This window comes from Streptomyces sp. NPDC049597 (assembly GCF_040675505.1).
Classification (GTDB): Bacteria; Actinomycetota; Actinomycetes; order Streptomycetales; family Streptomycetaceae; genus Streptomyces.
On the sequence record NZ_JBFAOY010000004.1, the window covers coordinates 25,416 to 51,622 of the forward strand.

Genomic DNA, 26,207 nt, shown 5'->3' on the forward strand with positions numbered 1-26,207 from the left:
GTCAAGGACCCGCAGGTGCGCGCCCTGGTCCGTCACATCGTCACGGAGAACCACCGGGTGGAGCGCGTGATCGCGCACCTGTCCAGAGCGTCGCGATGAAGACGTTCGCGACCGTCAGCCCGCCGACCGCGCCGAAGAGCGCCTTGTCGACGCGCTCCTCGTCCCGCTTGACGTAGACCAGGCCGAGGATCACCACCAGCACCGCCAGCTTGACGCCGATCTTCAGGTTGTTCACCGTCTGGTCGTCGGCCTGGTTGAGGCCCACCAGCACGACGCCGGTGATCAGCATCGTCAGCGCACCGTGCAGCATCGCCGGGTTGAAGCGGGCCGTGCCCGCGCCCATCGCCTTCATCTGGGTCAGGAATCCGCCCAGCAGGGAGGCGATGCCGATGATGTGCAGCGCGACGAAGACATTGATGAGTACGTCCATGGGCCGGAGCCTAATCGGCGCCATACCACCGTCCGGCGGCCGGGGGAGCCCGATCGCGGCGTTCGGTCGGTGCCGCTCCGCAATGCGGCCGGCACCGCCGTCGCGCACACAACAAGCGGACATCACCGTCCAGGTTCGAGCACTTCCCGTCGTCACGTCGTCGTCCGCCGACCGCCAGGTCTAGCGTCAGCGCCCAGGTGGCCGGCTCCCCACCGCCGTCGTGCAGCCGGACGGCCCGGCCGCCCCCGCCGAAAGATCCGGCGGTGTACCGCTCCCCCGTGCGGTACGCCGCCGGACCGCAGGTACGCAAGTACGCAGGAAGGACGTGTACGCCCCGTGGCAGCGCACCGGAGACCGAAGCAGCGTCCGCTCACCGGGCCGGCTGCCCGCACCGCGGCCACCCTCGCGCTCGCAGGCGCGGCGACCACGACCGCGCTCGACGGCTCGGCCCACGCCGAGCCCCGTCTCACGCCCGCCCAGCTGAAGGCCCGCATCGACACGCTGTACCAGGAAGCCGAGGAGGCGACCGAGAAGTACAACGGAGCCAAGGAGCGGACGGCGCAGGCCCGCGGAGCGCTCGACGAGCTGCGGGACGAGGCCGCCCGCCGGACGGAACGGCTCAACGCCTCCCGCAACGCGCTCGGTTCCGTCGCCACCGCGCAGTACCGCTCCGGCGGCATCGATCCCGGCCTGCAGCTCGCGCTGACCTCGGACCCCGACGAGTACCTGGCGCGCGCCTCCCTCGCCGAGCGGGTCGGCGAGCGGCACGCGGCCGCCGTCGCCGGTGTGCACCGCCGGCTCGTGGACCTCGGCCGGCTCAGGGCACGGGCCGACGAGCGGACGGCCGAACTGGAGCGGCACCGGCGCGAACTGGCACGACACAAAGCGGCCGTGAAGGAGAAACTGGCCGCCGCCGAACGACTGCTGGCCAAGCTGCCCGCCGAGGAGCGCGCCGCGTACGACGCCGGAGGGGCCGACGCGGCCCGCGCCGGCCGCTCCACCGCACCTGGCGGCGCGCTCGAGGCGCCGAACGGCCGGGTCGCACAGGCCGTCGCGTACGCCTACGGCGCTCTCGGCAAGCCGTACGTGTGGGGGGCGACCGGGCCGTCCGCGTACGACTGCTCCGGGCTCATCCAGGCCGCCTGGCGCTCGGCCGGAGTCTCGCTGCCCCGCACCACGTACACCCAGATCAACGCCGGGCAGCGCGTCTCCCGCTCCCAACTCGCTCCCGGAGACCTGGTCTTCTTCTACTCCGGCATCTCGCACGTCGGCCTGTACATCGGCGGCGGCCAGATGATCCACGCGCCGCGACCCGGTGCGCCCGTGCGCGTCGCCCCGATCGACCTGATGCCCTTCGCCGGGGCGACGCGGGTCTCCTAGCGTCCGGCGGACCGGAGCGGGGCGGCATCGCCGCGCGCGTCGCGCCCGGCGTCAGACCAGGCGCCGGGCCGTCGCCCACCGCGTGAGCTCGTGGCGGTTGGACAGCTGCAACTTCCGCAGCACCGCCGAGACATGCGACTCGACCGTCTTCACCGAGATGAACAGCTGCTTGGCGATCTCCTTGTACGCGTAGCCGCGCGCGATCAGCCGCAGCACCTCGCGCTCCCGCTGGGTGAGCCGGTCCAGGTCCTCGTCGACGGGCGGCGCGTCGGTCGATGCGAACGCGTCCAGCACGAAGCCGGCAAGCCGCGGCGAGAACACCGCGTCGCCGTCCTGCACCCGGAAGATCGAGTCGACCAGGTCGGCGCCGGTGATCGTCTTGGTGACATAGCCCCGGGCCCCGCCGCGAATCACGCCGATGACATCCTCGGCGGCGTCCGAGACCGACAGCGCCAGGAAGCGCACGGGGTGCTCCGCCGACGCCATCAGCGGCGCGCAGCGGCGCAGCACCTCCACGCCTCCGCCGCCGGGCAGGTGCACGTCCAGCAGGACGACCTCCGGCCGGGTCGCCATGATCACGGTGACCGCCTGGTCGACGTCGGCGGCCTCACCGACGACCTCGACCCCGGTGCGCTCGGTCTGCCCGATCTCGGCCTGCACACCGGCGCGGAACATCCGGTGGTCGTCGACGAGCACGACCCGCACGCGCCGCTCGGCGCTCTCCTGCGCAGACTCGGTCATCCGTCAGCCCTCTCCATCTCGAGCTCCACCTCGGTACCCCCGCCGGGCACCGTGCGCAGCCGTGCCGTGCCGCCGTTGCGCTGCATCCGGCCGATGATCGATTCTCTTACGCCCATTCTGTCGCCCGGAACGGCATCCAGGTCGAATCCCGGCCCCCGGTCCCGGACCGAGACGAAGACCGTGCGGCCCTCGACCTCCGCGTAGACCTGGACCGCCCCTCCCGCGCCACCGTACTTGGCGGCATTGACCATCGCCTCGCGCGCGGCCTGCATCTGTGCGGAGAGCTTCTCGTCGAGCGGGCAGTCCCCGACGACCACGACCTCCAGGGGCACGCCATGCTTGTCCTCGACCTCGGCGGCGGTCCTCTTGACCGCCTCGGCGAGGGTGTCGGGCTCCTCGTCCTCGTCCTTGCCGGTGCCCTCCGGCCGGTAGAGCCAGTTCCGCAGCTCGCGCTCCTGGGCGCGGGCGAGCCTGCGCACCTCGCCGGGGTCGTCCGCGTTCCGCTGGATCAGGGTGAGGGTGTGCAGGACGGAGTCGTGGACGTGGGCGGCGACCTCCGCCCGCTCCTGGGCGCGGATGCGCATGGTCCGCTCCTCGGAGAGGTCCTGGGTCATCCGCACCAGCCAGGGGCCCGCGAGCAGCGCGACCCCGGCGATGACGGCGATGGCGGCCGTCAGCACGTTGCCCAGCTGGGCCGCCGAGCCGCGCACGACGATGAAGACGGTGAGGCCCATGCCCACGAGCGCCACCCCGGCGAGGGCGCGCGCCAGTTGCACCAGGCGGCGGCGCCGGCTGTCCGTGTCGAGACTGGTCCAGCGGGCCCTGCGCGCGTTGTCCGCCTGCCGCCACACCAGCACCACACCGGCGCCGATCAGCAGCGTCGGCCACACGTAGCGGTTGGCGGTGCCGTTGGTGTCGACATTGCCGACGAAGACCGCCGCGCCGACGAGCAGCGCGACCAGGGCGAACAGCTGCCCCTTGTCGGGCTTGCGCAGCCGGCGCCGGCCGTCGGGCGTGGTCTCGAAGACCGATCGCGGCTCGGCGGCCCGGCCCCCGACGCCGAGCGGGACGACGATCCAGAAGACCGCGTACAGCAGGGCGCCGAGGCCGTCCGCCATGAACAGGGCGAGGAAGAGGAGGCGCACCCAGACGACCGGCAGCCCGAGATGTCCGGCGAGACCGCGCGCCACACCGCCGAGCATGCGTCCGTCGGCGCTGCGGTACAGCTTGCGGACGGCCATCTCTTCGGTCTCGGTCGGACGGGCGGCGACTGGCATGCCCTGATCGTCACACGGCCCCGCCGGACCGGTCATCAGGGCCGTCCCTTAATCCGACCCTGAGAATTCCCCGTTCCTCAGGGGCAATATCAGGGGACGGCCAGGGTCGGGGCGGCTGCCGTCCCGGCGCCGGGACCGTCACCATGGAGTCATGACCCAGCCGACCGCCGCGCCGCCCCAGCCACCGCAGGAGCCGCCGCCTCCGCCGCGGCTGCGCCGCGCCCCGCGCCACAAGGTCGTGGCCGGCGTCTGCGCCGGGCTGGGCAGGCACTGCGACATAGACCCGGTGATCTTCCGGATCGTGATCGGCGTGCTGTCGGTGACCGGCGGCATCGGCCTGATCTTCTACGGCTTCGCCTGGCTGCTGATCCCGGCCGACGACGAGGAGGAGAACGAGTTCCGCAGGATGCTGACGGGCCGCGTCGACGGCGCATCGCTGAGTGCCGTGCTGCTCGCCCTGCTCGGCTGCGGACTCCTCCTGACGATGCTGGGCAACGGGAACATGCTCGGCTTCGTCACGATGCTCTCGCTGGCGGTGACCGGGGCTGCCGTGTGGTCCCAGCGGCGCACGCACGCCCCGCCCGGCGGCGAACCCGCGGCCGCGGCCGCGGCCCACGCCGTCGCGGAGGCGCCGCCGGAGACGAAGGCCCCTCCCGTCCCGGACAGCCCGTCCTGGTGGCGCGACCCGATCGTCAAGGACGGTACGACCGGGCCGGTGCCCACCGGATACCTGTGGGGCCCCGAGTCGGCGCTCGCCGAGAGCGCCGTCGCTCCGCCGCGCCCCGGGGCGCGGCCGGCCGAGGCCGTGGTGGCGCCGCAGCCGCGCGGGCCGCGCGGGATCGGCGGCGCGGTGTTCCTGCTGGCCCTGGTCGCGGGCGGTCTGGGCACGGGCCTGAGCTGGGACAGCCGGCCGCTGGGCACGGCCCTGCAGATCGGGCTCGTCGCCGCTCTGGCCGTGTTCGGCCTCGGCCTCCTCGTGAGCGCGCTGCTGGGCCGTACAGGTTTCGGCACGGTGCTGCTGACGATGGTGACGGCGGCTCTGCTGGCGGGCGCCGCGGCCCTGCCGAAGGACATCAGCACGAGGTTCGACCAGAGGACGTGGGCGCCGGCGTCGGCGACCGCCGTCCGGCCGGGTTACGAGATGGGCTCGGGGGAGGGGACCCTCGACCTCTCCGCACTCGAACTGCCCGCCGGGCAGACGGTGTCGACGAGGGCGGAGATGGGGCTGGGGCACCTGAGGGTCGTCGTGCCGAAGGACGCCGTGGTGCGGCTGGAGGCCCAGGTGGGGGTCGGCGACATCAGGCTGCCGGGCGACGCGCCGGACGATGTGGACGTCGGCCCGGGCCAGGACCGGCGCAGGACGCTTCCCGCCCCGCCGGGAGCGCCACCGGGCGGGACGCTCGTCCTCGATCTGGAACTGGGCATCGGACAGGTGGAGGTGACCCGTGCGGCGTCGTGAGTTCCGGCACGCCTTCCGTCCCGGCAGGCTGGTCGCCGGACTGTCCGTCCTGACCGCCGCCCTGCTGTACGGGGGCGATGCGGCGGGCGCCTGGCACACCCCCTGGTTCGTCGCCTTCCCGGTCGTGTTCGGCGGTCTGGTCCTGGCGGGGACCGTCGCCGCCCTGCACTACATGGTCCGGCGCCGCCGGGCCCGCAGCACGGCGTCGAGGGAGAACACCGGGGCCCCGGCGAGCACCAGCGGCAGCCAGGCCATGAAGTAGGCGAGGTCGTTGCCGTAGTAGTACGGATCGGTCTGCCAGCTCACGGTCAGCCACAGGCTCAGCGAGATGAGCGCACCTCCGAGGGCGGCCAGTCGGGCGAACAGCCCGACCAGAGTGCCGAGGCCGACGGCGATCTCGCCGATGGCGATGGCCTGGCCGAAGGCCTCCGGGTTCCTGAGCGCCAGATCGACGAGCCAGGGCACGGCGGAGCCGTCGCGCACGGAGTTCATGACCTCGCCAATGGATCCCGTGCCGCTCGCCGCCAGGAACCGGCTGTCCGTGAGCTTGTCGATGCCGGCGTAGACGAAGGTCACGCCGAGGAACAGCCGCAGCGGCAGAAGCGCGTACCGGATGGCCTGCTCTCGCCACCCGCGTCGCGGCCCCTCGCTGTCCGTCCCGTAGGTCGATGTCGTCCCGTAGGTGTATGTCATCGCTGGTCCCGCCTTCGCTTCGGCCCCGTCAGACGACCATACGTAGGCCGAGGCCGTGTGGCTCACCAGGCATGCGGCACACACTGTGACACTCGGGTGACATCTCGGCTGACATGTCGGCCGGCGGCTTTCGTCCGCCCCCGGCCCGGGCGCTTCGCGGTCAGTCGGTGATCTGGATGAGGCAGCGGTTGCTCGTCACTCCGGCGGCCGTCACCACCTGCACGTCGACCCTGCCCGGCTCGACCTCCACGGGTACCGGCACCGTGAGCAGGGTGTCGGCCGGGTTGGCGAAGCCGCCCGCCACCGGGACGAGCGGTACGTGCACATGGACCGCGCCGAAGCGGACGACGAGCCTCGCCAGCAGGTCCGGCCGGTCGGCGCCCGGCGGCACGAAGCCGGTGCCCCGGATCTCGATGTCGTCACCCGTGCGGATGGGCCCGTCCAGGTCACCGGCCTCCCGGGCGCGCACCACGGACATCACGACGGGCCGGCCGCCCTCCGCGTGCTTGCCGGCGAGATAGGTCCCTGCCGACAACACCACCAGCAACACGAGCCCCCACGGGATGTGGGGCAGCCGCTCCGGGTCACGGGTCAGCGCCGTCAGGGCGAGAACGACGGCGGCCCCGTTGATCAGCACGTACTGCCCGTCGGCGAAGGCGGCCCGCCCCGAGTCGTCGCAGAACAGGTCGGACGCGCGCGGATGGTCGGCGCGCACCTTCTGCAGCCGCAGCGCGGCGACCCGTACGGCCACGGTCCTGCGCACCCCGACAGCGATCGCGCACACAACGGCGAGGACGCACAGCAGCCCGCCTCCGGCGGCGAGGCCCAGCCCGTCGGTGAGCCGGTCGCGCCGGATGCCGGACGAGGCACCGGCCAGCAGGAAGGCGAGATGCAGCAGGGTGCCGCAGACGACGAGCAGCCAGGCGACGGCAACGGCACGGGAGGTGGACAGGCGGTTGTCCTCACCCGTCAGCACGGCGAGGAGGCCGCCCCGGGCCCCGTGCGCCCGCGCCGCGCCGGTGAGGGCGCCGGCGACGACGAGCGCGGCGAGCAGCCCCGCCGTGCGCGCCGGGGTCCAGCCCGTGCCGATCGCGGTCGCCGTCTGCGCGACGACGAGCGCCGTGAAGCACCCCCACACCCCGGCCAGGGTGCGCAGCCGGACCCCGCGCAGCCGGGACGCGGCCACGGCCCGGTCGAGACCTGCGACGCTGCGGGCCGACTGCGTCAGCTCGTCGGACACCCACTGCCGCGAGGCGCCCGGTGAATGGGCGACGCCCGCGGGAAGCCCTTCACCCGCCGCGAACTCGTCCCGTTTGGCGAGGAACTCGGCCACCGCGCGCCGATGACCTTCGCGCGCCCCGTGCGCGCACGTGTCGCACTGTCCCGCTTCTTGCACCGCCACGGCCGAACGCCACCTCTCCGCATCGACAGGCCAAGCGCCTTGTGATGCATGGGAATTGTGCCGTACGCAAACGGCCGCCACCCCGATGGCCGAGGCCTGGAAGCGTGAAACCGGCGGCGCGGAATTGACCTCGGCTACTGGAGGAGGTCCGGTTCGGCGCGGCTGATCTGCTGCCACAGCGGCTGGAAACTGATCCAGGCCACCAGGTCCCCGCCCAGCTGTTCGCGCGTGGCCAGCGCCTGCCGGCGTCCGATGGGCACGGCCCTGCCCGCGGCCCGCGCCGCCAGCTGCACCTGCGCGCAGCGCTCCATCGAGATGAACCACCAGGCGGCGGCGTCGACCGAGTCGCCGACGGTCAGCAGCCCGTGGTTGCGCAGCACGAGCGCCTTGCGCGGCCCGAGTGTCTCCGCGATCCGCCGCCCCTCGTCCTCGTCCACGCTCACCCCCGTGTACGCGTCGACCACCGCGTGGTCCTCGTAGAAGGCGCAGGCCTCCTGGGTGAGGGGCTCGACCGGGTGGCCCAGCGCGGCGAGCGCCCGCCCGTGCACCGTGTGGGTGTGGGCGACCGCGACGACGTCGGGGCGGGCCAGGTGCACCTGGGCGTGCACGGCGAAAGCCGCCTGGTTGACGCGGTGCCGTCCGACGACCGCCCGGCCCCACCGGTCGGCGAGGACCAGGTCCCCGGCGGATACGTGGGCGAAGGGGACGCCGAAGGGGTTCACCCAGAAGCAGTCGGTGAATTCCGGGTCCCGTGCGGTGATGTGTCCCGACACCCCGTCCTCGTACCCGAAACGCCCGAACAGCCGCAGCGCCCCGGCGAGCCGCTCCTTGCGGTACGCGCGCTCCTCGACGACGGACTCGTGCACGGGCGGCATCGCGAACCGCAACTGCTCCACGGGCAGGGGCTCCGGCGTGAACGTCATGGCCCGGAAGGTAGTGCCGCGGAGGTCAACAGACCAGAGCGGCTCGGCACTTCAAGGGCGCAGCCCCCGCACACGGCGACGCCGCCACCCGCACGAGGCGGGCGACGGCGTCGCGTACGGCGGCGGGGAGAATCACTCCCACTCGATGGTGCCCGGCGGCTTGCTCGTCACGTCGAGCACCACGCGGTTGACGTCGGCGACCTCGTTGGTGATCCGGGTGGAGATCTTCGCGAGCACCTCGTACGGCATGCGCGTCCAGTCGGCCGTCATGGCGTCCTCGGACGAGACGGGGCGCAGGACGATCGGGTGGCCGTAGGTGCGGCCGTCGCCCTGGACGCCGACGCTGCGGACGTCGGCGAGCAGCACGACGGGGCACTGCCAGATGTCGCGGTCGAGGCCGGCCGCCGTGAGCTCCTCACGGGCGATGGCGTCCGCCTCGCGCAGCAGGTCCAGGCGCTCCTTGGTGACCTCGCCGACGATGCGGATGCCGAGACCGGGGCCGGGGAACGGCTGGCGCTGGACGATCTCCTCCGGCAGGCCGAGCTCCTGGCCGACCATGCGGACCTCGTCCTTGAACAGCTTGCGCAGCGGCTCGACGAGCTCGAACTCGAGGTCCTCGGGCAGACCGCCCACGTTGTGGTGCGACTTGATGTTGGCGGTGCCGGTGCCGCCGCCGGACTCGACGACGTCCGGGTAGAGCGTGCCCTGCACGAGGAAGGCGACGTCCTCGCCGCCCGCGGCCTCCGCCACGATCTCGGCCTGCGCCTGCTCGAAGACGCGGATGAACTCCCGGCCGATGATCTTGCGCTTCTCCTCGGGGTCGGAGACGCCCGCGAGCGCGTCGAGGAACCGCTTCTCCGCGTCGACGACCTTCAGCTGGACGCCGGTCGCGGCCACGAAGTCCTTCTCGACCTGCTCGGTCTCGCCCTTGCGCATCAGGCCGTGGTCGACGTAGACGCAGGTCAGCTGGGAGCCGATGGCCTTCTGGACGAGGGCCGCGGCGACCGCCGAGTCCACGCCGCCGGACAGACCGCAGATGGCGCGCTTGGTGCCGACCTGCTCGCGGATCGCCGCGATCTGCTCCTCGATGACGTTGCCCGTGGTCCAGCTCGGCTCGATGCCGGCGCCGCGGTAGAGGAAGTGCTCCAGGACCTGCTGGCCGTAGGTGGAGTGCATCACCTCGGGGTGGTGCTGCACGCCGTAGAGCTTCTTCTCGTCGTTCTCGAAGGCGGCGACCGGGACCACGTCGGTGGACGCGGTGACGGTGAAGCCCTCCGGCGCTGCCGAGCAGGCGTCGCCGTGCGACATCCACACCGACTGCTCGTCGGGCGTGCCCTCGAAGAGGGTGGAGCCGGGCTTGGTGACGTGCAGCGGCGTACGGCCGTACTCACGCGCACCGGTGTTGTCGACGGTGCCGCCGAGGGTCGTGGCCATCAGCTGGAAGCCGTAGCACATGCCGAAGACGGGGACGCCGGCCTCGAAGATCTCGCGGTCCAGGCGCGGGGCGCCCTCCGCGTACACCGAGGACGGGCCGCCGGAGAGGATGATCGCCTTCGGGTTCTTCGCCAGCATCTCCGCCACGGGCATCGTGGACGGGACGATCTCGCTGTAGACCCGGGCCTCACGAACGCGGCGGGCGATGAGCTGGGCGTACTGGGCGCCGAAATCGACAACCAGGACGACGTCCGGGTTGGATGCGGGCGCGGCAGCGGGGGACGCTGATGACACTGGCGGCCTTCCGGCGGTGGGAGAGGGTCGGTATTTGTCGATTCTACCGGGACGGGCGGGCATACCTTCGTCTCACCATCCGAACCCGGCTTTGGCGCGCGACGGGCCGGAGTCCATACTGACCGCATGCACACGCAGCTGACCTTCGTCTTTACCTATGGCACCGGCCCGTCCGGCTGCCATGGTCGTGCTGCCTAGCTTCTGACAGCGACTTCCCAGGCGCCCCGGGCCGACAAGGCCCGGGGCGCTTCGGCTTTCTCCGGGCCGTGCCGATCCGGGGCCCCACCGAAACGAGGAGAGCCCCCGTGACCGAGGTACTCGACAAGACCGGCGCCCGCACCGACGACGCCGCCCACGTGATCGCCGGCGCGCGCGAGCGCATCGACGCGCTCGACGACCGCATCATCGGCCTGATCCAGGAACGCATGGCGGTATCGGCGGTGATCCAGGACGCCCGGATCGCCTCCGGCGGCCGCCGGGTCAACCTGGCGCGCGAGATGGAGGTGCTCGGCCACTACAGGGACGCGCTCGGCAAGCCCGGCACCTCGCTCGCGATGACGATGCTGGAGCTGTGCCGGGGCCGCATCTGAGCCGTGGGCCTACGCCTGCGCACCTGCGTTCGGGCGCATCCTCACCCGTACGGCGCGTGACGCACCCGGCCGGTCTTCGTTGGTCCCGATGTCCGCGCCAGCCAGGGGCGGGCCTCGAAGGAAACCACGCGTGGCTCCGCTGGAGCGTGTGACGCACCCGCAGGTGCGTCGTGGGACCTCGCCCCAGCGCGCGTGACCGGTCGGCAGGGGACAGCAGCCCGGTCACCCCAAGGGCGGTCGGCTCCGGGGACGCCCGGCGCCGACCGCATCCGGTCGGACGGTGCGCAGGCCGCATCCCGTCCCCCAGACACGAGTACGAGCACGTCCCCCTCTGCGCAACCGCACTGTCACAGGCCGAACCCCGCGCCGCGCGAGCGCCGGGGCGGCGGCCTCCCCCACGCGGCGCAGCCCCCCGGCGCCGCGCCACGGCACCGCGCCGCCCTGACGCCGGTGCCGAACGGAAGGGCCCCGCGGACTCGGCGTCCGCGGGGCCCTTCCCCTGCCGTGTGCCCGCCATGACGCGTCGACGGCGGGGTCCTGTGTGTGATCCACCTCACATGAGGATTCCGCGGCGCGAGGACAACCATCCCCACTGGTCACAGGTCATGCATGCGTAACAACGGCCTCTTGTGCGCTGCGGCGCGCGGCGGCCGCCGAAGCCAGGAGGCCGCTGCACTCGGAGGGGGGTGCAGCGGCCTTCGTCGTGCGCGGGCGCGGCGCGGGCGCGCGGGCTACTTCTTGGGCGGGACCGCCGGGATGCCCAGGAACGGCAGCCTCAGCGCGCCGAACGCCTCGGCCGGGACGGCCGGGGACTTCGGCGCCACCGGGGACAGCCGCTCGTATGCCGCGCCCTGGGCAGGACGTGTGTCCTCGTCCCCGTTGTTGGGCCAGAACGACATCGCGCGCTCCGCCTGAGCCGTGATCGTCAGCGACGGGTTGACGCCCAGGTTCGCGGAGACGGCGGAGCCGTCGACGACCGAGATGCCCGGGTGCCCGTACAGCCGGTGGTACGGGTCGATCACGCCCTCGTCGGCCGAGGCGCCGATCGGGCAGCCGCCGAGGAAGTGGGCGGTGAGCGGGGTGCCCATGAGCTCACCGATGTTGGACCCCGCGAAGCCGTTGATCTCCTCCGCGAGCAGGGACGCGGCGCGCGTGGCCTCGGGGATCTGGTTCGGGTTCGGGGCGCCGTGACCCTGGCGGGCGGTGAGCAGGCCCTTTCCGATGCCGCTCGGTTTGCGGTAGGTGGTCAGCGAGTTGTCCAGCGACTGCATGACCAGGCCGATGATCGTCCGCTCGGACCAGCGCCGGTTGGACAGCGCGCGGAGCGCGAGCAACGGGTGCCTGGCCATGTTGCCGAGCCAGCCGGCGACCCGGCCCTTGGCCCGGTAGGGCACCTGGAGGATCGTCATGCCGCCCATGGCGTTCGAGCCACGGCCGTAGCGGACCGGCTCGATGTGGGTGTTCTCGTCCGGGTGGATCGAGGACGTGATCGCGACACCGCGCGTGAAGTCGACCCGGTCCGCGCCGTGGCGCTTGCGGTAGCGGCGGTTGTCGGTCTGGGCGCCGACGAGTGCCTCGGAGTTGGTCCGGGTCAGCTCGCCGAGGCGCGCGGACAGCCGCGGCAGCAGCCCGCTGTCCTTCATCCGGTGCAGCAGGGTCTGCGTGCCGTACGTGCCGGCGGCGATGACGACCCGGCGGGCCCGGAACGTACGGCCCCGGCCCTTGCGCCTGTTGTCGCTCGGCAGGGTCCTGACCGCGAAGCCGCCGCGCGAGTCCTCGGTCACCGCGACGACGGACGTCATCGGGTGGACGACCGCGCCCGCCTTCTCGGCGAGGTGGAGATAGTTCTCGTTGAGGGTGTTCTTGGCCCCGTGCCGGCAGCCCGTCATGCACTCGCCGCACTCGGTGCACGCCTTGCGCGAGGGGCCCGCCCCGCCGAAGTACGGGTCGGCGACCTCCTGGCCGGGCCGGGCCCTCACCGATCCGTCGGCGTCGTCGCCGTCCCCGAAGAACACGCCGACCGGGGCCATGTGGAAGGTGTCGCCCACGCCCATCGCCTCGGCGGTCGCCTTCAGGTGGACGTCCGAGGGCGTCATCGTCGGGTTGAGCCGTACGCCGAGCATGCGGCGGGCCTGGTCGTAGTACGGCGTGAGCTCGTCCTGCCAGTCGGTGATGTCCTTCCACTGCGGGTCGTTGAAGAACGGCGCGGGCGGGACGTAGAGCGTGTTGGCGTAGTTGAGCGAGCCGCCGCCGACGCCCGCCCCCGCGAGCACCATCACGTTGCCGAGCAGGTGGATGCGCTGGATGCCGAACAGGCCGAGCGCGGGGGCCCAGAGGTAGTTGCGCAGGTCCCAGGAGTTCTTCGGCAGCGACTCCCTGGTGAACCGGCGGCCCGCCTCGAGGACTCCGACCCGGTATCCCTTCTCGGACAGCCGGAGGGCGGAGACGGAGCCGCCGAAGCCGGAGCCCACGACGATCACGTCGTAGTCGTACACGACGCCGTCCGCCGCGTCCTGATTTCGGGCAGGGGGTACCTCGGACATGGCTCTCCTCGTGAAATGTGCGGGCGTACGGGTGGGGCCGGGGGGTCAGCTCAGACGCAGGGCCTTCATGGCCTTCAGGCTGAAGCTCATGAACGCGGCGTACTTCTCGTCGTCCATGCCGAACGACGGGGCGAGAGGCAGCAGTCGCTGCTGGGCGACGGTCTGCGCCTCCGTGTACTTGAGGATGCCCTCGGAGCCGTGCCGCCGGCCGAGCCCGGAGTCCTTCATGCCGCCCATGGGCGCCTGGACGCTGCCGTAGGCAGGGGCGTAGCCCTCGTTGATGTTGACCGTGCCGGTGCGCAGCTTCGCGGCGACCGCGTGGCCTCGCCTGCCGTCCTTGGTCCACACGCTCGAATTGAGCCCGTACGCGGTGGCGTTGGCCAGCTCGACCACCTTGTCCTCGTCCGAGAAGCGGTAGACGGACACGACCGGCCCGAAGGTCTCCTCGCCGCACACGGCCATCGGCGCGTCGACGCCGTCGAGGATGGTGGGCTCGTAGAAGTAGGGGCCGATGTCGGGGCGGGCGACGCCGCCGGCGACGAGCGTCGCGCCCTTGGCGACGGCCTCCTCGACATGGCGGGTCACGGTCTCCAGCTGGCGCGGGCCGACGAGGGAGCCCATGTCCGCGCCGTAGGCGAGGGAGGTGCCGAGCCGCATCGCCTTGGTGCGCGCGGCGAAGCGCTCGACGAACTCGTCGGCGATCGACTCGTGGACGTACAGCCGCTCGATGGAGATGCACAGCTGGCCCGCGGACGAGAAGCAGGCGCGGACGGCGCCGGCCGCGGCCTTCTCCACATCGGCGTCGTGGAGCACCAGCATGGCGTTCTTGCCGCCGAGTTCGAGGGAGACGCCGACCAGCCGGGCGGCCGCCCCCTGGGCGACCTCGCGGCCGGTGCGGGTCGATCCGGTGAAGGAGACGTAGTCGGCGTGCTTGACGACCTCGGGGCCGACGACCGGGCCCTCGCCGATGACGACCTGGAACACCTCGGCGGGCAGCCCCGCCTCGATCAGCAGGTCGCGCGCCCACAGCGCGGTGAGCGCGGTCTCGGTGTCGGGCTTCATGACGACCGCGTTGCCGGCGACGAAGGCGGGCAGGGCGTCGCCGACGGACAGCTCCAGCGGGTAGTTCCAGGGCGCGATCTGGCCCACCACCCCGCGCGGCTGGCGCAGTTCGGTGGTCTTCGTCAGGACGGGCACGACGCCCGTGTGGTGCTTGGGCCTGAGATACGCGGGGGCCTTGCGCCCGTAGTGGCGGGCCGCGACGGCGACGGCCAGCACCTCCTCGTGCGCGTGCAGCCGGGCCTTGCCGGTCTCCAGCTGGATCAGGTCCAGCACCTCGGCCTGGCGATCGAGCACCAGGTCGTGGAAGCGCAGCAGCACGGCGGCACGGGCGCGCACCGGGGTGGCCTCCCACACCCGCTGGGCGGCACGGGCCCGCTCGAAGGCGGCGGCGACGTCCTCGGGGCCGGACTCGGGCAGGTCCGCCAGCTTCTCGCCGGTGAACGGGGCGTGGTTCGCCGTGCGGCCGGAGCCCGTCACACCCCTGGTGAGCTGGGCGACCAGTTCGGGAGTGACCACGTCGGCTGCGGTGCGCGCACCGGCCGGCGAGGCGGCGATGGGGTTGGTGCCGAGGGCGGTTGCGGTGGCCTGCGAGTCCGTCATGGGGGCGAGAGTATGCGGCGGCGGGCACTTTGGGTACCCGTCGGTAACAGCTTTTCACCGGGCCCCCACGATTACGCCAGTGATCACTGGCAGATAAGCCCTGATCAGGGGCTCGTCATGGTTCGACGGAGGCCGGCAGTGTGATGAAGCCGTAGTACGGATCTCCGCGGACGACCGCCCGGCCGTCAGTTCGAGGGCGGCCGCCAGCCCCTGAGCATCGTGTCGAACTGCTCGCGGATCACGTCCCAGTCCTTCGCCGGGCCGGACATGTAGAGGGCGTACTCGGTGCCGTCGTCCTCGTAGTACATCTGGTCGATGGCACGCCGGGGCCCGGGGTGCTCCGTGCGCTCGGTCCAGGTGAACTCCCAGAGCGCGGACTGCGTCTGGTCGCGGAACGTGTTGGGACGCAGCTTCAGCCGGCGGTAGTCCGGCAGGCGCTTCGCCAGCCCCTTCTGCATGTCCAGCATGTGCATGTAGGGATTCTCGAAGTCCGGGGACGGGTCGACGCTGATCCGGATGCGGTGGCGGCCGTTGTCCGGCGTGTAGTCGATCTGGTCGCCGTCGGCCTGGCGCTTCCAGCCGTCGGGCACCCACAGGACGAACCCCTTCGGGTCCTTGACGCGCCCCCAGCCGTCCGGGACGTCCGACGCCCGGGCCTGCCCGGTCGGTCCTCCGCTGTCCGTGGTCCTTTCCCCGGCGCCGCCCCCGTCCGCGTACTTCATCGCGGCGAGGCCCGCGCCGCCGCCGACCACGGCCGCGAGGACCACGACGACGGCGAGCGTGCGCAGCCGGGGACCGCGCCGCGGCCGGACGGCGTCCGCGCCGGGCGCCGCGGCCAGGACCGTGCCGGAACCCGCCGCGCCCGTGCCGGAGGCCGTGACGGCGCCCTGCGGCAGCCGCTGAGTCACCCGCTGCGCCGGCACGGCCGGGTCCCGGCCCTCCACGGCCTCCGTCAGCATCCGCTCGGCCTCGGCCGCCGAGGGGCGGGCCGCCGGGTCCTTGTGGAGCAGCGCCATGATCACGGGTGCGAGGCGGCCCGCCCGCAGCGGCGCGGGCGGCGGGTCGTCCACCACGGCCTGCATCGTCGCCAGCGGCGACGAGCGGCGGAACGGCGACCGCCCCTCCAGCGCCGTGTACAGCGTCGCGCCCAGCGACCACAGGTCGGACGCCGGGCCCGGGTCGTGGCCGCGGACCCGCTCGGGAGCCAGATAGTCGATCGAGCCGACGATCTCCCCCGTCCTGGTGATCGTCGAGTCACCCTCGATCGCCGCGATCCCGAAGTCGGTGATCATCGCCCGGCCGTCACGGCCCAGCAGGACGTTGGCGGGCTTGATGTCCCGGTGGAGCACCCCTGCGGCATGCGCGGCGCCGAGCGCGCCCAGGACGTGCAGCCCGATCCGGGCGGCCTCCCGCTCGTCGATGCGGCCGGGCTCCTTGGCGGCGTCGGCGAGCGAGGGCCCGTCGACGTACTGCATGACGATCCAGGGCCGGGCGTCGTGCTCCAGCACGTCATGGACCGTGACGACACCGGGATGGCTGATGCGCGCCGCCGCCCGGGCCTCCTTCTGGGTCCGGGCGTGCAGCACGGTCCGGTCGGCCTCGGAGACGTACAGACCCGCCGTCAGTTCCTTGACGGCGACTACTCTGTGCAACACCTCGTCATGAGCGCGCCAGACCTTGCCCATGCCGCCGCGTCCAATGGTCTCGCCCAGCCGGTAGCGCCCGGCGAGCAGCAGACCGGCGCCTGTGCTGTGAGTGTGTTCCACGTACCCGCCCCGTTCTTAGGATTTACAGGTTACGGAGGGGAAGCCCGGACGTGGAACCGAGGCTCGCTCAAGTGACCGCACTGTGATGCGTGGTCAGCTGCCGAGACGTCACGCTCCGTGACAGGGAGGCCGGTTCGGGATGGTTCGGGCGGAACCGGAAGGCCGGGGAGGGAGGTTGACGGCCGGGCAGCGGCTCAGCGCGTCACGCGGTACGTGGCCGTGGCCTGCTGATGGATCTCGGTGACCCGGTCCCGCCGGTCGGCCGGTCCGATCACCTGGATCACGTGGTAGCTGTCGCCGACGATCACCGCGAGGTTGCGGACGAACACCTCGCGGCCGGTGCTGTCCTGCCAGGTGAACTGGCCCTCCGCCATCGACTGCTGCCCCACGTCGATGCGGCGCAGTCCGCTCGCGCTCGCCCACGACGAGTCCCGGAACGGCTGGAGCTCCCGCTCCTTGTCCCGCTGGTAGACCAGCGGATCGTCGCCGCTGGTGCTCACCGGGTCCCGCCCGGGCACCACGATCAGCGTGAAGTCGCCGTCGCCGTAACGCACTTGGCCGGCATCGTTGATCGGGCTGCGCCGCCAGTCCTCGTCGACGGCGAGCCGGAAGCCCTCGGGGTCCTCGCGCAGCACATAGCCGTCGGGCAGGCTCGCGGCCGGCGCCGAGGTCTGCGGCTGCTGCGCACCGGAGCTCCCGCTCGGCGAGGCCCCCTGGCCGCCCTCCCCCTCACCGCCCGTCCGCCCCGGGCTCGGCCCCGCACCCGCCGTGCGGCCGGCTCCCGGGCCGGGCTCCCCGGAGCCCGCTCTGGGCATGAACAGGAACGCGTACGCGACGGCCGCCACCAAGGCGAGCAGGATCAGCAGCAGCAAGGTGCGGCCCAGGGCACGCGGCGCACGACTCCGACCGCCGTACGGCTGCCGCTCCGGACGCGCCAGGTGGTCCCGGCGCTCGACCCGCCCCGCACGGACACCGCCCCTCGGTCCCTTGTGCCGGTGCCGGCCGTGCGCCGCCTCCCGGCCGCCTGACCGGCGCCTGCGCACCAGCTCTCCCCGCCGGCGTACGACCGGCAGGCGCGAGGCGTCCACCGGGCCCGCGGGGAGCGGCACGACGCCCATGCCCGCCTCCGGCTCCGGCGCGGAACGCACCAGAGACCGCAGCCAGCCGCGCAGCTCCTCGAAATCGGGCCGCTCCGTGGGGTCCTGACGCAGCAGCGATTCGACGACGGGACGCAGCGGCCCGCACTCCTCCGCGAACGCGGGCGGCTCCGCGCACACGAGCTGGACCAGCTCGGCGGCGCTCTCCTCGGGGTACGGGGCATGGCCCTGGACCGCCCGGAAGAGCAGCGCGCCGAGCGCCCACAGGTCCGTGGCCGGTCCGACGGGGGCGGCCAGCTGCCAGTTCTCGTGGACCGGTCCGGCCTGCTCCGGGGCCCATCGCTCGGTGACCGCGCCGACGACGGCGATCCGCGCCTGGCGCGCGCGCTCGGCCGCCAGCGGCGTGGCCGGGCCGCGGAAGACGGGGGCGGCGGCGCCCGCCACGACGTCGTCCCAGCGGCCGGACGCGGGCGCCGGGGAGCTCCCGGCGGGGACCGGACGGCGCTGGGCGTCGGCGCGCAGGGCGTCTCCGCCGCCACCGCCGCGGTTCCAGCTGCCCGTCGCCGAGCTGTCCGGTCGGGCGGCCGGCAGCGCGGGACGGGCTCCGTGGGTGCCGCTGTCCGGACGCCCGTGACCGGCCGCCGCCTGGCGCACGCCGTAGGGGTCGTCGCGGTACGGGTCGTTCCGCGGGATCTCGCCCCCAGGGCGCGCGGCGGGCAGCGCGGGGCGGCTGCCGCCCGCGGAGAGGGGGCCGGGGCCGTCACGGCCGGGGGGCGCGGCGTCGTGCCAGGTCCCGGCGAGGCGGGCGCGGCCGGGCCCTTCCTCGTCGTCGTAGTCGTCGTAGTCGTCGTAAGCGGATGTCCCGTCGTGGCCGTCGTCGTACGCGGATACCCCGGACTGGCCGTCGTCGTCGTACGCGGATGCGTCGCCCTGGCCGTCGTCGTCGTACGCGGATGCGTCGCCCTGGCCGTCGTCGTACGCGGATGTCTGGTCGTCGGCACGGCGGTCTTCGCCCTCGCCCGGGCGACGGGCCCACCAGTCGGGGTCCAGGCCGTCCTGCACGGGGCGGTCGTCGTCGGCGCCGCCCGCGTACCGTCCGGTGTCGCGCCCCCGGCCGTCATGGACACGCGCCGCCGCGCGGGCGCCCGCGCGGTAGGCCGCAATGGCGCCCGCCCTGGCGGCCCGTACGTCCGGGAGTCGGCCGGTGTCCGTGCCGGCCTGACGGGGCAACGCGGACCGGGCGGGCTCCAGGGCAGCCGGGCCGTCCGGCGCGCCGCCCGCGCGCGGCCGCGGCACCGGCTCGGCCCCGGTCGCCTCCGGGGCGCCCGCGAGGTCGTGGCCGGGGCCAGGGCCGTCGAAGCCGGCCTCCGGACCGTCGGGGCCTGCCTCGGGCGGCTCGGGGACCGGCGCGTACCCGCAGAGCGCCTCCTCGGCCGCTCCGGAGGCCAGGCCGGTGAGCACCACGCGGCCGTCGTCGCAGACGAGGACGGTGCGCACGGTGATGTTCCGGTGGGTCCAGCCATGGGCGTGCAGGACGCGCAGCGCGGTGAGCACATCGGACGCCACCTCGGCCGCGCGGTAGGGGCTGAGCGGCTTCTCCGCGAGGAGGGCGGCGAGCGGACGTGCGCCGACGAGCTCGCTCACGATCCAGAGCGAGCCGTCCTCGGCGAATACGTCGAAGACCTGGTCGAGGCGCGGATGGTCGGGGATCCGCGCCGCCGCCTGCGCGGCCTCGACGGCCCGGCGCACGGCCGGGTCGGTCGGCCGCCGCGTCGCACGCCCCGGCATCCGCCGGGGCACGGCGGCGCCTGCGAGCCCGTCACCGTCGACCACCTCGGCGTCCACGACCTCCGGCAGCGGAACCTGCCGCACCAGCACCTCATGGCCGCTGTACGTGTCGAACGCGCGCGTCTCGGCCAGCTCGAACTCGTCGGAGGGCGGCAACGGCAGGCGATAGCGGTCGGCGAGCACCCTTCCCGCATAGTCCTCCACGACGCCTCCCCACGTGCGCGCTGTCCCCCCGGCCGGTCCGGAAACACCGCACACAGCCGCGCGAAGCCGTCAATACCGGTCGCTCAACGGCCCCTTGTCGCTGCATTCCGTCCGCGAGTTCTCACGATACGTGGCCTTGCTCAGTCCTTGGGGCTGAACGTCGCGAACGCCGTCGTGCGCAGCGTCTTGCACTCCTCGGCGTCCCACTCAGTCGCCTTGCACGTGATCATGATCGCGTAGCCGTGCTTGGCGTCGACCTTGAAGCCCCTGTTCAGAACGCGTACCCGCTGACCGCTCTCCGTGCGCTCGAACTCCCAGTCGGCGACGGTCGGATAGCCGTTGTAGTCGACCTTCCGAATGCCGATGTGCTTGTAACCGGTGCTCGTCGACTTGACGCCGAGGACGGCCGCGGACCAGGCGGCGGCCGCATCGCCGCCCGGGCTGGCGGTGAAGTCGACCTGAACGCGCGGCACGCCGCCGTCGACGCTGAACTTGGCGCCGGAGTTGCGGCCCGCGATTCCGGTCATCCGGAACTTCTCCGGCATCGCCATGGTGAAGTGGAACTGGTCGTTGGAGACCATCACGTACCCCGCGGGCAGGGCGTCCTTGCCCGCGCCGGTGCCGCTGCCGTCGCCGGAGGGCTGCCCGCCGGACGTGCCGGTGCTGCCGGCCTGGTCGTCCTTGCCGGCGTCCTCGCCCGCGTCCTTGTCCGTGCCCTGCCCACTGTCCGGCGTCGCGGCACCGCCGACGGTGGCCTTGCCGTCGCCGCCCGCGGACGGACCCGCCGACGCGGCTGTGTCGTTCTTGCCCTTGCCCTCATTGGCCTTGTCGTCTCCGCCGAGCGCGAAGACGAGCACGGTGGAGAGCACCACGAGGACGGCGACGACCGCGATGATCACCAGGGTGCGGCGGGGCACCACATCCGTGAGCGGCGCGCGGACGGGAGCGGTCCTGCCGGCAGACGGTGTGGCGGAAGCGGGGACCGCCGCAGCGGCCGTGGTCGCCGTCCTCGTCCCCCCGCCCGCCTCGGCCCTTGTCTCGGCCTTGGCCGCAGCGGCTGCGTTCCGCACGGAACGCAGGGCCCCGCGCAGCCGATCGGCCGCCGGGTCCTTCGGCTTGGCGTCCGGGCGCACCGGCGGCGCGGGCGGGACCGGCGGGATGCGTATGGCCCGTGTCTGCTCCACCGGCGTCTCGGTCCCGGCCGTCCGGACCGGCGCCTCGGGGGCGTTGACCACCTGGGTGAGCAGGGTCCGGGCGCCCGCGTCGTCGAGCCGCTGGGCCGGGTCCTTGGCGAGCAGGCCGTAGATGACCTCCTCCAGCGGGCCCGCGTTCTTCGGCGGGTCGAGCGGCTCGGTCATGACCGCGGTCAGCGTCGCGATCGCGGAACCCTTGTCGTACGGCGGGCAGCCCTCGACGCTCGCGTACAGCAGGCCGCCGAGGGACCACAGGTCCGCGGCGGGCCCGGGCTTGTGGCCGCGGGCGCGCTCGGGCGAGATGTACGAAGGGGCGCCGACGAGCATGCCGGTCGACGTGATCGACGGGTCGCCCTCGACCTGGGCGATGCCGAAGTCGGTGAGGACGACGCGGCCGTCCTTGCCGATGAGCACGTTGGACGGCTTCACGTCGCGATGCAGGATGCCCTCGCGGTGCGCGGAACGCAGTACGTCGAGGATCGCGAGCCCGACCTCGGCGGCGCGACGGGGCGTCAGGATGCCGTCCTCGCGCACGACCTCGGCGAGCGACTTGCCCTCGACGAGCTCCATGACGATCCACGGCCGGTCGTCCTCGTCGACGACGTCGTAGACGGTGACGGCGCTGTTGTTACGGATCCGGGCGATGGCCTTGGCCTCGCGGAGCGTACGCGTGATGAGCCGGCGCTTCTCCTCCTCGTCGATCGCGTTCGGGAAGCGCAGCTCCTTGACGGCGACGGTGCGCCCGAGCGTCTCGTCGACGGCACGCCACACGGTGCCCATCCCACCGCGGCCGAGCACGCCTCCCAGCCGGTAACGCCCGGCCAGCAACCGCCCTTCGGGCGCCTTGGCGCCACTGGCGGCGGCCTTCTCGGGCCCGGAACCCGCGGCCCCACGGCCGGTGCCGCTCGCGACGACGCCGGAGGTGCCCGCGCCCGTGGCTGCCGCGCCGCCGTCGCGAGGACCGTTGCCGGCCACGCTGTCAGAGGCCGCGTCAGCGGTGGCGGTGGGCTTGGCCGCGCCAGTGGGCGACGCCGCGTCCCCCTTGCCCGTGGTCCCTCCGGCCACGCCCTTGGTCACGCCCGCTGCCTTCATGTCACCCGCCGCGGGAGCGCCACCCGCGTCGGAAGGCGCCTCGACGGCATCGGCCTTGCCCGCCGTGGAAGCGCCTCCTGCGTCGGAGCGCGCACCGTCGGCGTCGGCCTCGTCCGTGCCCGCCGCAGGGGCCTCGGTGACAGCTCCCTCCGCGACGCCGGTGTCCGAGGTCTTGACGTCAGCGGACGACAGCTCTCCGGCCGCTGCCTCGACGGACGACGCGTCACCTGACGCGTCGCCGGACGGTGTGCCGCCGAGCGTCGCGCCTCCGGACGTCGCATCTCCGGACGTAGCGTCTCCGGGCGCTGCCTCGTCGGACGACGCGTCACCTGACGTCGCGTCGCCGGAGGACGCCTCGTCCCCCGCCCCGGCAGCGGACGGGTCGGCCTGAGGGTCCGTCACCGCCCCGCCAGGCGCGACTCCCCCGGCCGCGTCCCCCGTGTCCTCGGGCGTGGAGTCGCCGCTGCGGCCCCCGGCGCCCACGGCGGAGTCCTCGCCCTTGCCGGCGAGGCCGGCCCCCTCGGTCTCGTCCCGCTGGGGCTCCCGCGACTGCTCAGCCTCCGACATGCGTCCCCTCTGCGATCCCTGATCTTCGCCCGCGCCTGCCGCTTCCCGCTTCCCGATGCGGTAACCCGCCCTGGCAGAGCGACCATTGTCCCTTACCCCAGGACCGGAATCTCTCCCGGGTCCACACACCGGGCACACGCGGGCGCGCGGGGCAGCCTCCGCCGGAACGGTCACGCGCTGTGAAGCCCGCCCCTGCGCTGGTCGGGGCCTTGCCCGCCTCGTCCGGCCACGCTCCCGAGGCGGCTCTCCGCCGATCAGGGCTCGGCGGAAACGGTCGGTGACGGCCGGCCTGTGCGCCGAAGCGGACGGGCAGACTCCGGCCGGGCTTCCGGGCCGGTCCGTCAGATCGGCACGATGTCCGGCGCCCCCAGCCGCGCCGCGTCCGCCGTCAGGTCGTCCGGCTGACGCTGCGACTCCCGCTCGGCCTCGACCCGCTTCTCGTAGTGCTCGACCTCCTTCTCGACGTGCGCCTGCTCCCACCCCAGCACCGGAGCCATCAGCTCCGCGCACTCCCGCGCACAGCGCGTCCCCCGGTCGAAGGTCTCGATCGAGATCCTGGTGCGCCTCGTCAGCACGTCGTCCAGATGGCGTGCGCCCTCGTGCGAGGCCGCGTAGACGACCTCGGCGCGGAGGTAGTCGTCGGCGCCGGTGAGCGGCTCGCCGAGCGAGGGGTCCTCGGCGATCAGCGCCAGCAGCTCCTCGGCCAGGGAGCCGTACCGGTTCAACAGGTGCTCGACGCGCACGACATGGAGACCGGTCCGTGACGCGATCCTCGCCCGGGCGTTCCACAGGGCGCGGTAGCCCTCGGCTCCGAGGAGCGGGATCTCCTCCGTGACGCATGCGGCCACCCTCTGGTCGAGACCGTGCACCGCCTCGTCCACCGCGTCCTTCGCCATCACCCGGTACGTCGTGTACTTGCCGCCCGCCACGACCACCAGCCCCGGCACCGGGTGCGCCACCGTGTGCTCGCGGGACAGCTTGCTCGTCGCGTCGGACTCGCCGGCGAGCAGCGGCCGCAGCCCCGCGTACACCCCCTGGACGTCGTCGCGGGTGAGGGGCACGGCGAGCACCGAATTGACGTGCTCCAGCAGGTAGTCGATGTCCGCGCTGGACGCGGCGGGGTGCGCCTTGTCCAGGTCCCATTCGGTGTCCGTGGTGCCCACGATCCAGTGCCGGCCCCACGGGATGACGAACAGCACCGACTTCTCCGTGCGCAGGATCAGACCGGTGGTCGAGTGGATTCGGTCCTTCGGCACCACGAGGTGGATGCCCTTGGACGCCCGCACATGGAACTGTCCGCGCTCGCCGATCAGCGCCTGCGTGTCGTCCGTCCACACCCCGGTCGCATTGACGATCTGGCGGGCACGGATCTCGTACTCGCCGCCGGCCTCGACATCGAGCACCCGCGCCCCGACGACCCGCTCCCCCTCGCGCAGGAAGCCGACCACCCGTGCCCGGCTGGCCACCTGAGCCCCGTAACTCGCGGCCGTGCGCACCAGGGTCGTGACGAAACGGGCGTCGTCCATCTGGGCGTCGTAGTACTGCAGGGCTCCCACGAGTGCGTCCTTCTTCAGCGCCGGGGCCACCCGCAGCGCATGACGCCGTGACAGATGACGGTGCACGGGGAGACCGCGCCCGTGACCCGAGGAGACCGACATCGCGTCGTACAGCGCGACGCCCGATCCCGCGTACCACCGCTCCCAGCCCTTGTGCTGCAGCGGATAGAGGAAGGGCACCGGCTTGACCAGGTGCGGGGCCAGCCGCTCCAGGAGCAGCCCGCGCTCCTTGAGCGCCTCTCTGACCAGGGCGAAGTCGAGCATCTCCAGATACCGCAGACCGCCGTGGATGAGCTTGCTCGACCGGCTCGACGTACCCGACGCCCAGTCACGGGCCTCGACCAGACCGGTCGTGAGGCCTCTCGTCGCCGCGTCCAGCGCGGTGCCCGCTCCGACGACGCCGGCGCCGACCACCAGCACGTCCAGTTCACGCTCGGCCATACCGGCGAGCGCTGCGGCGCGCTCCTCGGGTCCCAGTGTCGCTGTCCTCACTGCTGCCTCCCGTCGCCCCCGTGCGTCCCTGCGGTCGGGCTCACAACCTCGATTCTGTCCGCACTCACCGACTTCAGCCACTGCCTGTGGATAACACTCCGTTAGCCACACGCGCGTAATCCGGCATAACGGTCATATTTACGCCTAGTGTGACATTGCGCGCGCTCGTTCTGCCCACAGGACTTGCGACCTCTGTCCCCTCCGGCTATGGGAAAGGACGGCCACCGCCATGCCCGCAGATCTCGCCGTCATCGGACTCGGCCACCTCGGTCTGCCCCTCGCCCAGGCCGCCGTGGCAGCCCGCATCGAGACCATCGGTTACGACCCCGACCCGTGCCGTCCCGCCGAACCGGCCGCCGGAGTCACCGCGGCGGACATCCGCCGCATGCTCTCCGCCGGCTTCCGCACGGTCACCGACGCCGCCGAACTGGGCCGGGTGCGCACCGCCGTCATCTGCGCCCCCACACCTCCCGGCCCGGACGGCGCGCCCGACCTCACGGCACTCGCGGACGCGGCCCGCGCCCTCGCGTCCCGGCTGCGCCCGCACACCACCGTGCTCCTCGAATCGGCCGTCCAGCCCGGCACGACCGAGACGTTCCTCCGCCCGCTGCTCGAACAGGGCTCCGGCCTGCGCGCGGGGCGCGACTTCCACCTGGCGTACTCCCCCAGCCGCACCGACCCCGGCAATCGGGACCACGGCTACGCCAACACCCCCAAGGTCATCGGCGGCCTCACCCCCGCCTGCACCGAGTCGGCCGCCGCCTTCTACGGCCGGCTCACCGACAAGGTCGTCCGGGCGCGCGGCCTGCGGGAGGCCGAGACGGTCAAGGTCCTCGAGACGAACTTCCGGCACGTCAACATCGCGCTGGTCAACGAGATGTCCGTCCTCTGCCACGACCTCGGCATCGACCTGTGGGACGTCATCCGCTGCGCCGAGACCAAACCGTTCGGCTTCCAGGCCTTCCGTCCCGGCCCCGGCGTCGGCGGGCACGGCGTCCCCCTCGACCCCGGCCACCTCCCGCCCACGGGCCGCACCCTGCGCATGGTCGGCCTCGCCCAGGACATCAACACCCGGATGCCGCAGTACGTCGTCCAGCGCAGCGCCACGCTCCTCAACGAGCACGGCAAGTCGGCCCGCGGCGCACGCGTCCTGCTCCTCGGCATCACCTACAAGCCCGACCTGGCCGACCTGACCGGCTCCCCCGCCACCGAGATCGCCCGCCGCCTGACGGACCTCGGCGCGTCCGTCAGCTACCACGACCCGTACGTCCCGGACTGGCAGGTGAACGGACTGCCCGTTCCCCGCGCCGACTCGCTCTACGAGGCGGCCGCCGACGCGGACCTGACGGTGCTGCTCCAGCACCACCGCACGTACGACCTCCAGGGACTGGCGGTCAAGGCGCAGCTCCTGCTCGACACGCGGGGCGCGACGCCGGCGGGCGCTGCCCACCGCCTCTGAGGAGCCGGAAGGCGGCGCTGGACAGATCCGATCCCGGTGGGTGGACAAGGGACCCGCCGGCCCGGGGCCGGCTCCGGGGATTCGGGCGAGGCGACAGGTCGGCCGCGCAGGTGGAGGCCGAGATCCTGCGCGTCGTCGCCGCGAGCGCCTGGGCGTGCTGGACGC

The 26,207-nt window shown here is 73.1% G+C and carries 18 protein-coding genes; 5 read left to right on the forward strand and 13 right to left on the reverse strand.

The annotated features are described in order from the left end of the window. Positions 1 to 40: 40 nt before the first annotated feature. The gene (locus AB0K02_RS06800; protein ID WP_365991286.1) at positions 41 to 430 is read right to left on the reverse strand and encodes a hypothetical protein; all 390 of its coding nucleotides are present in this window, start codon (positions 428 to 430) and stop codon (positions 41 to 43) included. A gap of 336 nt (positions 431 to 766) precedes the next feature. On the opposite strand from AB0K02_RS06800, the gene AB0K02_RS06805 reads away from it, so the two are divergent. Beyond that, positions 767 to 1,810 carry an NlpC/P60 family protein gene (locus tag AB0K02_RS06805; RefSeq protein WP_365991287.1) on the forward strand — a complete coding sequence of 348 codons (1,044 nt, stop codon included), beginning with the start codon at positions 767 to 769 and terminating at the stop codon, positions 1,808 to 1,810. A gap of 51 nt (positions 1,811 to 1,861) precedes the next feature. On the opposite strand, the gene AB0K02_RS06810 is transcribed toward AB0K02_RS06805, so the two are convergent. Together AB0K02_RS06810 and AB0K02_RS06815 are read right to left on the reverse strand one after the other, a co-directional pair. Next, the gene (locus AB0K02_RS06810; RefSeq protein WP_365991288.1) at positions 1,862 to 2,551 is read right to left on the reverse strand and encodes a response regulator transcription factor; all 690 of its coding nucleotides are present in this window, start codon (positions 2,549 to 2,551) and stop codon (positions 1,862 to 1,864) included. Next, on the reverse strand, positions 2,548 to 3,828 hold the full coding sequence (locus AB0K02_RS06815; RefSeq protein ID WP_365991289.1) for a PspC domain-containing protein: 1,281 nt from the start codon (positions 3,826 to 3,828) through the stop codon (positions 2,548 to 2,550). Before AB0K02_RS06815 ends, AB0K02_RS06810 begins: the two co-directional genes overlap by 4 nt. 151 nt (positions 3,829 to 3,979) lie before the next feature. Between AB0K02_RS06815 and AB0K02_RS06820 the strand changes: the two genes are divergently transcribed. Then, positions 3,980 to 5,287: a PspC domain-containing protein gene (locus tag AB0K02_RS06820; protein WP_365991290.1), complete on the forward strand. Its 1,308-nt coding sequence runs from the start codon at positions 3,980 to 3,982 to the stop codon at positions 5,285 to 5,287. Then, the gene (locus tag AB0K02_RS06825; protein WP_365991291.1) at positions 5,274 to 5,549 is read left to right on the forward strand and encodes a hypothetical protein; all 276 of its coding nucleotides are present in this window, start codon (positions 5,274 to 5,276) and stop codon (positions 5,547 to 5,549) included. Before AB0K02_RS06820 ends, AB0K02_RS06825 begins: the two co-directional genes overlap by 14 nt. On the opposite strand, the gene AB0K02_RS06830 is transcribed toward AB0K02_RS06825, so the two are convergent. The 4 genes from AB0K02_RS06830 to guaA all read right to left on the reverse strand — a co-directional run bounded on the left by AB0K02_RS06830 (position 5,456) and on the right by guaA (position 10,033). Then, positions 5,456 to 5,980 (reverse strand): DoxX family protein, encoded by a 525-nt coding sequence (locus AB0K02_RS06830; protein WP_365991292.1) that lies wholly within the window; start codon positions 5,978 to 5,980, stop codon positions 5,456 to 5,458. The two genes, AB0K02_RS06825 and AB0K02_RS06830, sit on opposite strands and share 94 nt — an antisense overlap. 160 nt (positions 5,981 to 6,140) lie before the next feature. After that, positions 6,141 to 7,382, reverse strand: coding sequence for a hypothetical protein (locus AB0K02_RS06835; protein WP_365991293.1), 1,242 nt, complete (start codon positions 7,380 to 7,382; stop codon positions 6,141 to 6,143). A gap of 134 nt (positions 7,383 to 7,516) precedes the next feature. After that, the gene (locus tag AB0K02_RS06840; protein ID WP_365991294.1) at positions 7,517 to 8,305 is read right to left on the reverse strand and encodes a class II aldolase/adducin family protein; all 789 of its coding nucleotides are present in this window, start codon (positions 8,303 to 8,305) and stop codon (positions 7,517 to 7,519) included. A 132-nt stretch (positions 8,306 to 8,437) separates the two neighbouring features. Continuing rightward, entirely contained in the window at positions 8,438 to 10,033 is a 1,596-nt protein-coding gene (guaA, locus tag AB0K02_RS06845) for a glutamine-hydrolyzing GMP synthase (RefSeq protein WP_365991295.1), read from the reverse strand. 305 nt (positions 10,034 to 10,338) lie between these two features. On the opposite strand from guaA, the gene AB0K02_RS06850 reads away from it, so the two are divergent. Next, positions 10,339 to 10,623: a chorismate mutase gene (locus AB0K02_RS06850; RefSeq protein ID WP_177148674.1), complete on the forward strand. Its 285-nt coding sequence runs from the start codon at positions 10,339 to 10,341 to the stop codon at positions 10,621 to 10,623. A gap of 731 nt (positions 10,624 to 11,354) precedes the next feature. On the opposite strand, the gene AB0K02_RS06855 is transcribed toward AB0K02_RS06850, so the two are convergent. From AB0K02_RS06855 to AB0K02_RS06880, 6 genes are all read right to left on the reverse strand, one after another. Continuing rightward, positions 11,355 to 13,166 carry a GMC family oxidoreductase gene (locus AB0K02_RS06855; protein WP_365991296.1) on the reverse strand — a complete coding sequence of 604 codons (1,812 nt, stop codon included), beginning with the start codon at positions 13,164 to 13,166 and terminating at the stop codon, positions 11,355 to 11,357. Positions 13,167 to 13,211: 45 nt separating this feature from the next. Then, positions 13,212 to 14,828 (reverse strand): succinic semialdehyde dehydrogenase, encoded by a 1,617-nt coding sequence (locus AB0K02_RS06860; protein WP_365991297.1) that lies wholly within the window; start codon positions 14,826 to 14,828, stop codon positions 13,212 to 13,214. 185 nt (positions 14,829 to 15,013) lie between these two features. Further along, positions 15,014 to 16,594, reverse strand: a complete 1,581-nt coding sequence (locus tag AB0K02_RS06865; RefSeq protein WP_365991298.1) for a serine/threonine-protein kinase — start codon at positions 16,592 to 16,594, stop codon at positions 15,014 to 15,016. Between the two features lie 194 nt (positions 16,595 to 16,788). Then, entirely contained in the window at positions 16,789 to 19,683 is a 2,895-nt protein-coding gene (locus tag AB0K02_RS06870) for a protein kinase (protein ID WP_365991299.1), read from the reverse strand. A gap of 140 nt (positions 19,684 to 19,823) precedes the next feature. Then, a complete protein-coding gene (locus AB0K02_RS06875; protein ID WP_365991300.1) occupies positions 19,824 to 22,535 on the reverse strand; it encodes a protein kinase in 2,712 nt (903 codons plus the stop codon). A gap of 341 nt (positions 22,536 to 22,876) precedes the next feature. Next, complete coding sequence (locus AB0K02_RS06880; RefSeq protein WP_365991301.1) at positions 22,877 to 24,583, reverse strand: glycerol-3-phosphate dehydrogenase/oxidase; 1,707 nt, start codon at positions 24,581 to 24,583, stop codon at positions 22,877 to 22,879. Between the two features lie 229 nt (positions 24,584 to 24,812). Here AB0K02_RS06880 and AB0K02_RS06885 point away from each other — a divergent pair, with 229 nt between their 5' ends. Then, complete coding sequence (locus AB0K02_RS06885; protein ID WP_365991302.1) at positions 24,813 to 26,042, forward strand: nucleotide sugar dehydrogenase; 1,230 nt, start codon at positions 24,813 to 24,815, stop codon at positions 26,040 to 26,042. Positions 26,043 to 26,207 lie beyond the last annotated feature (165 nt).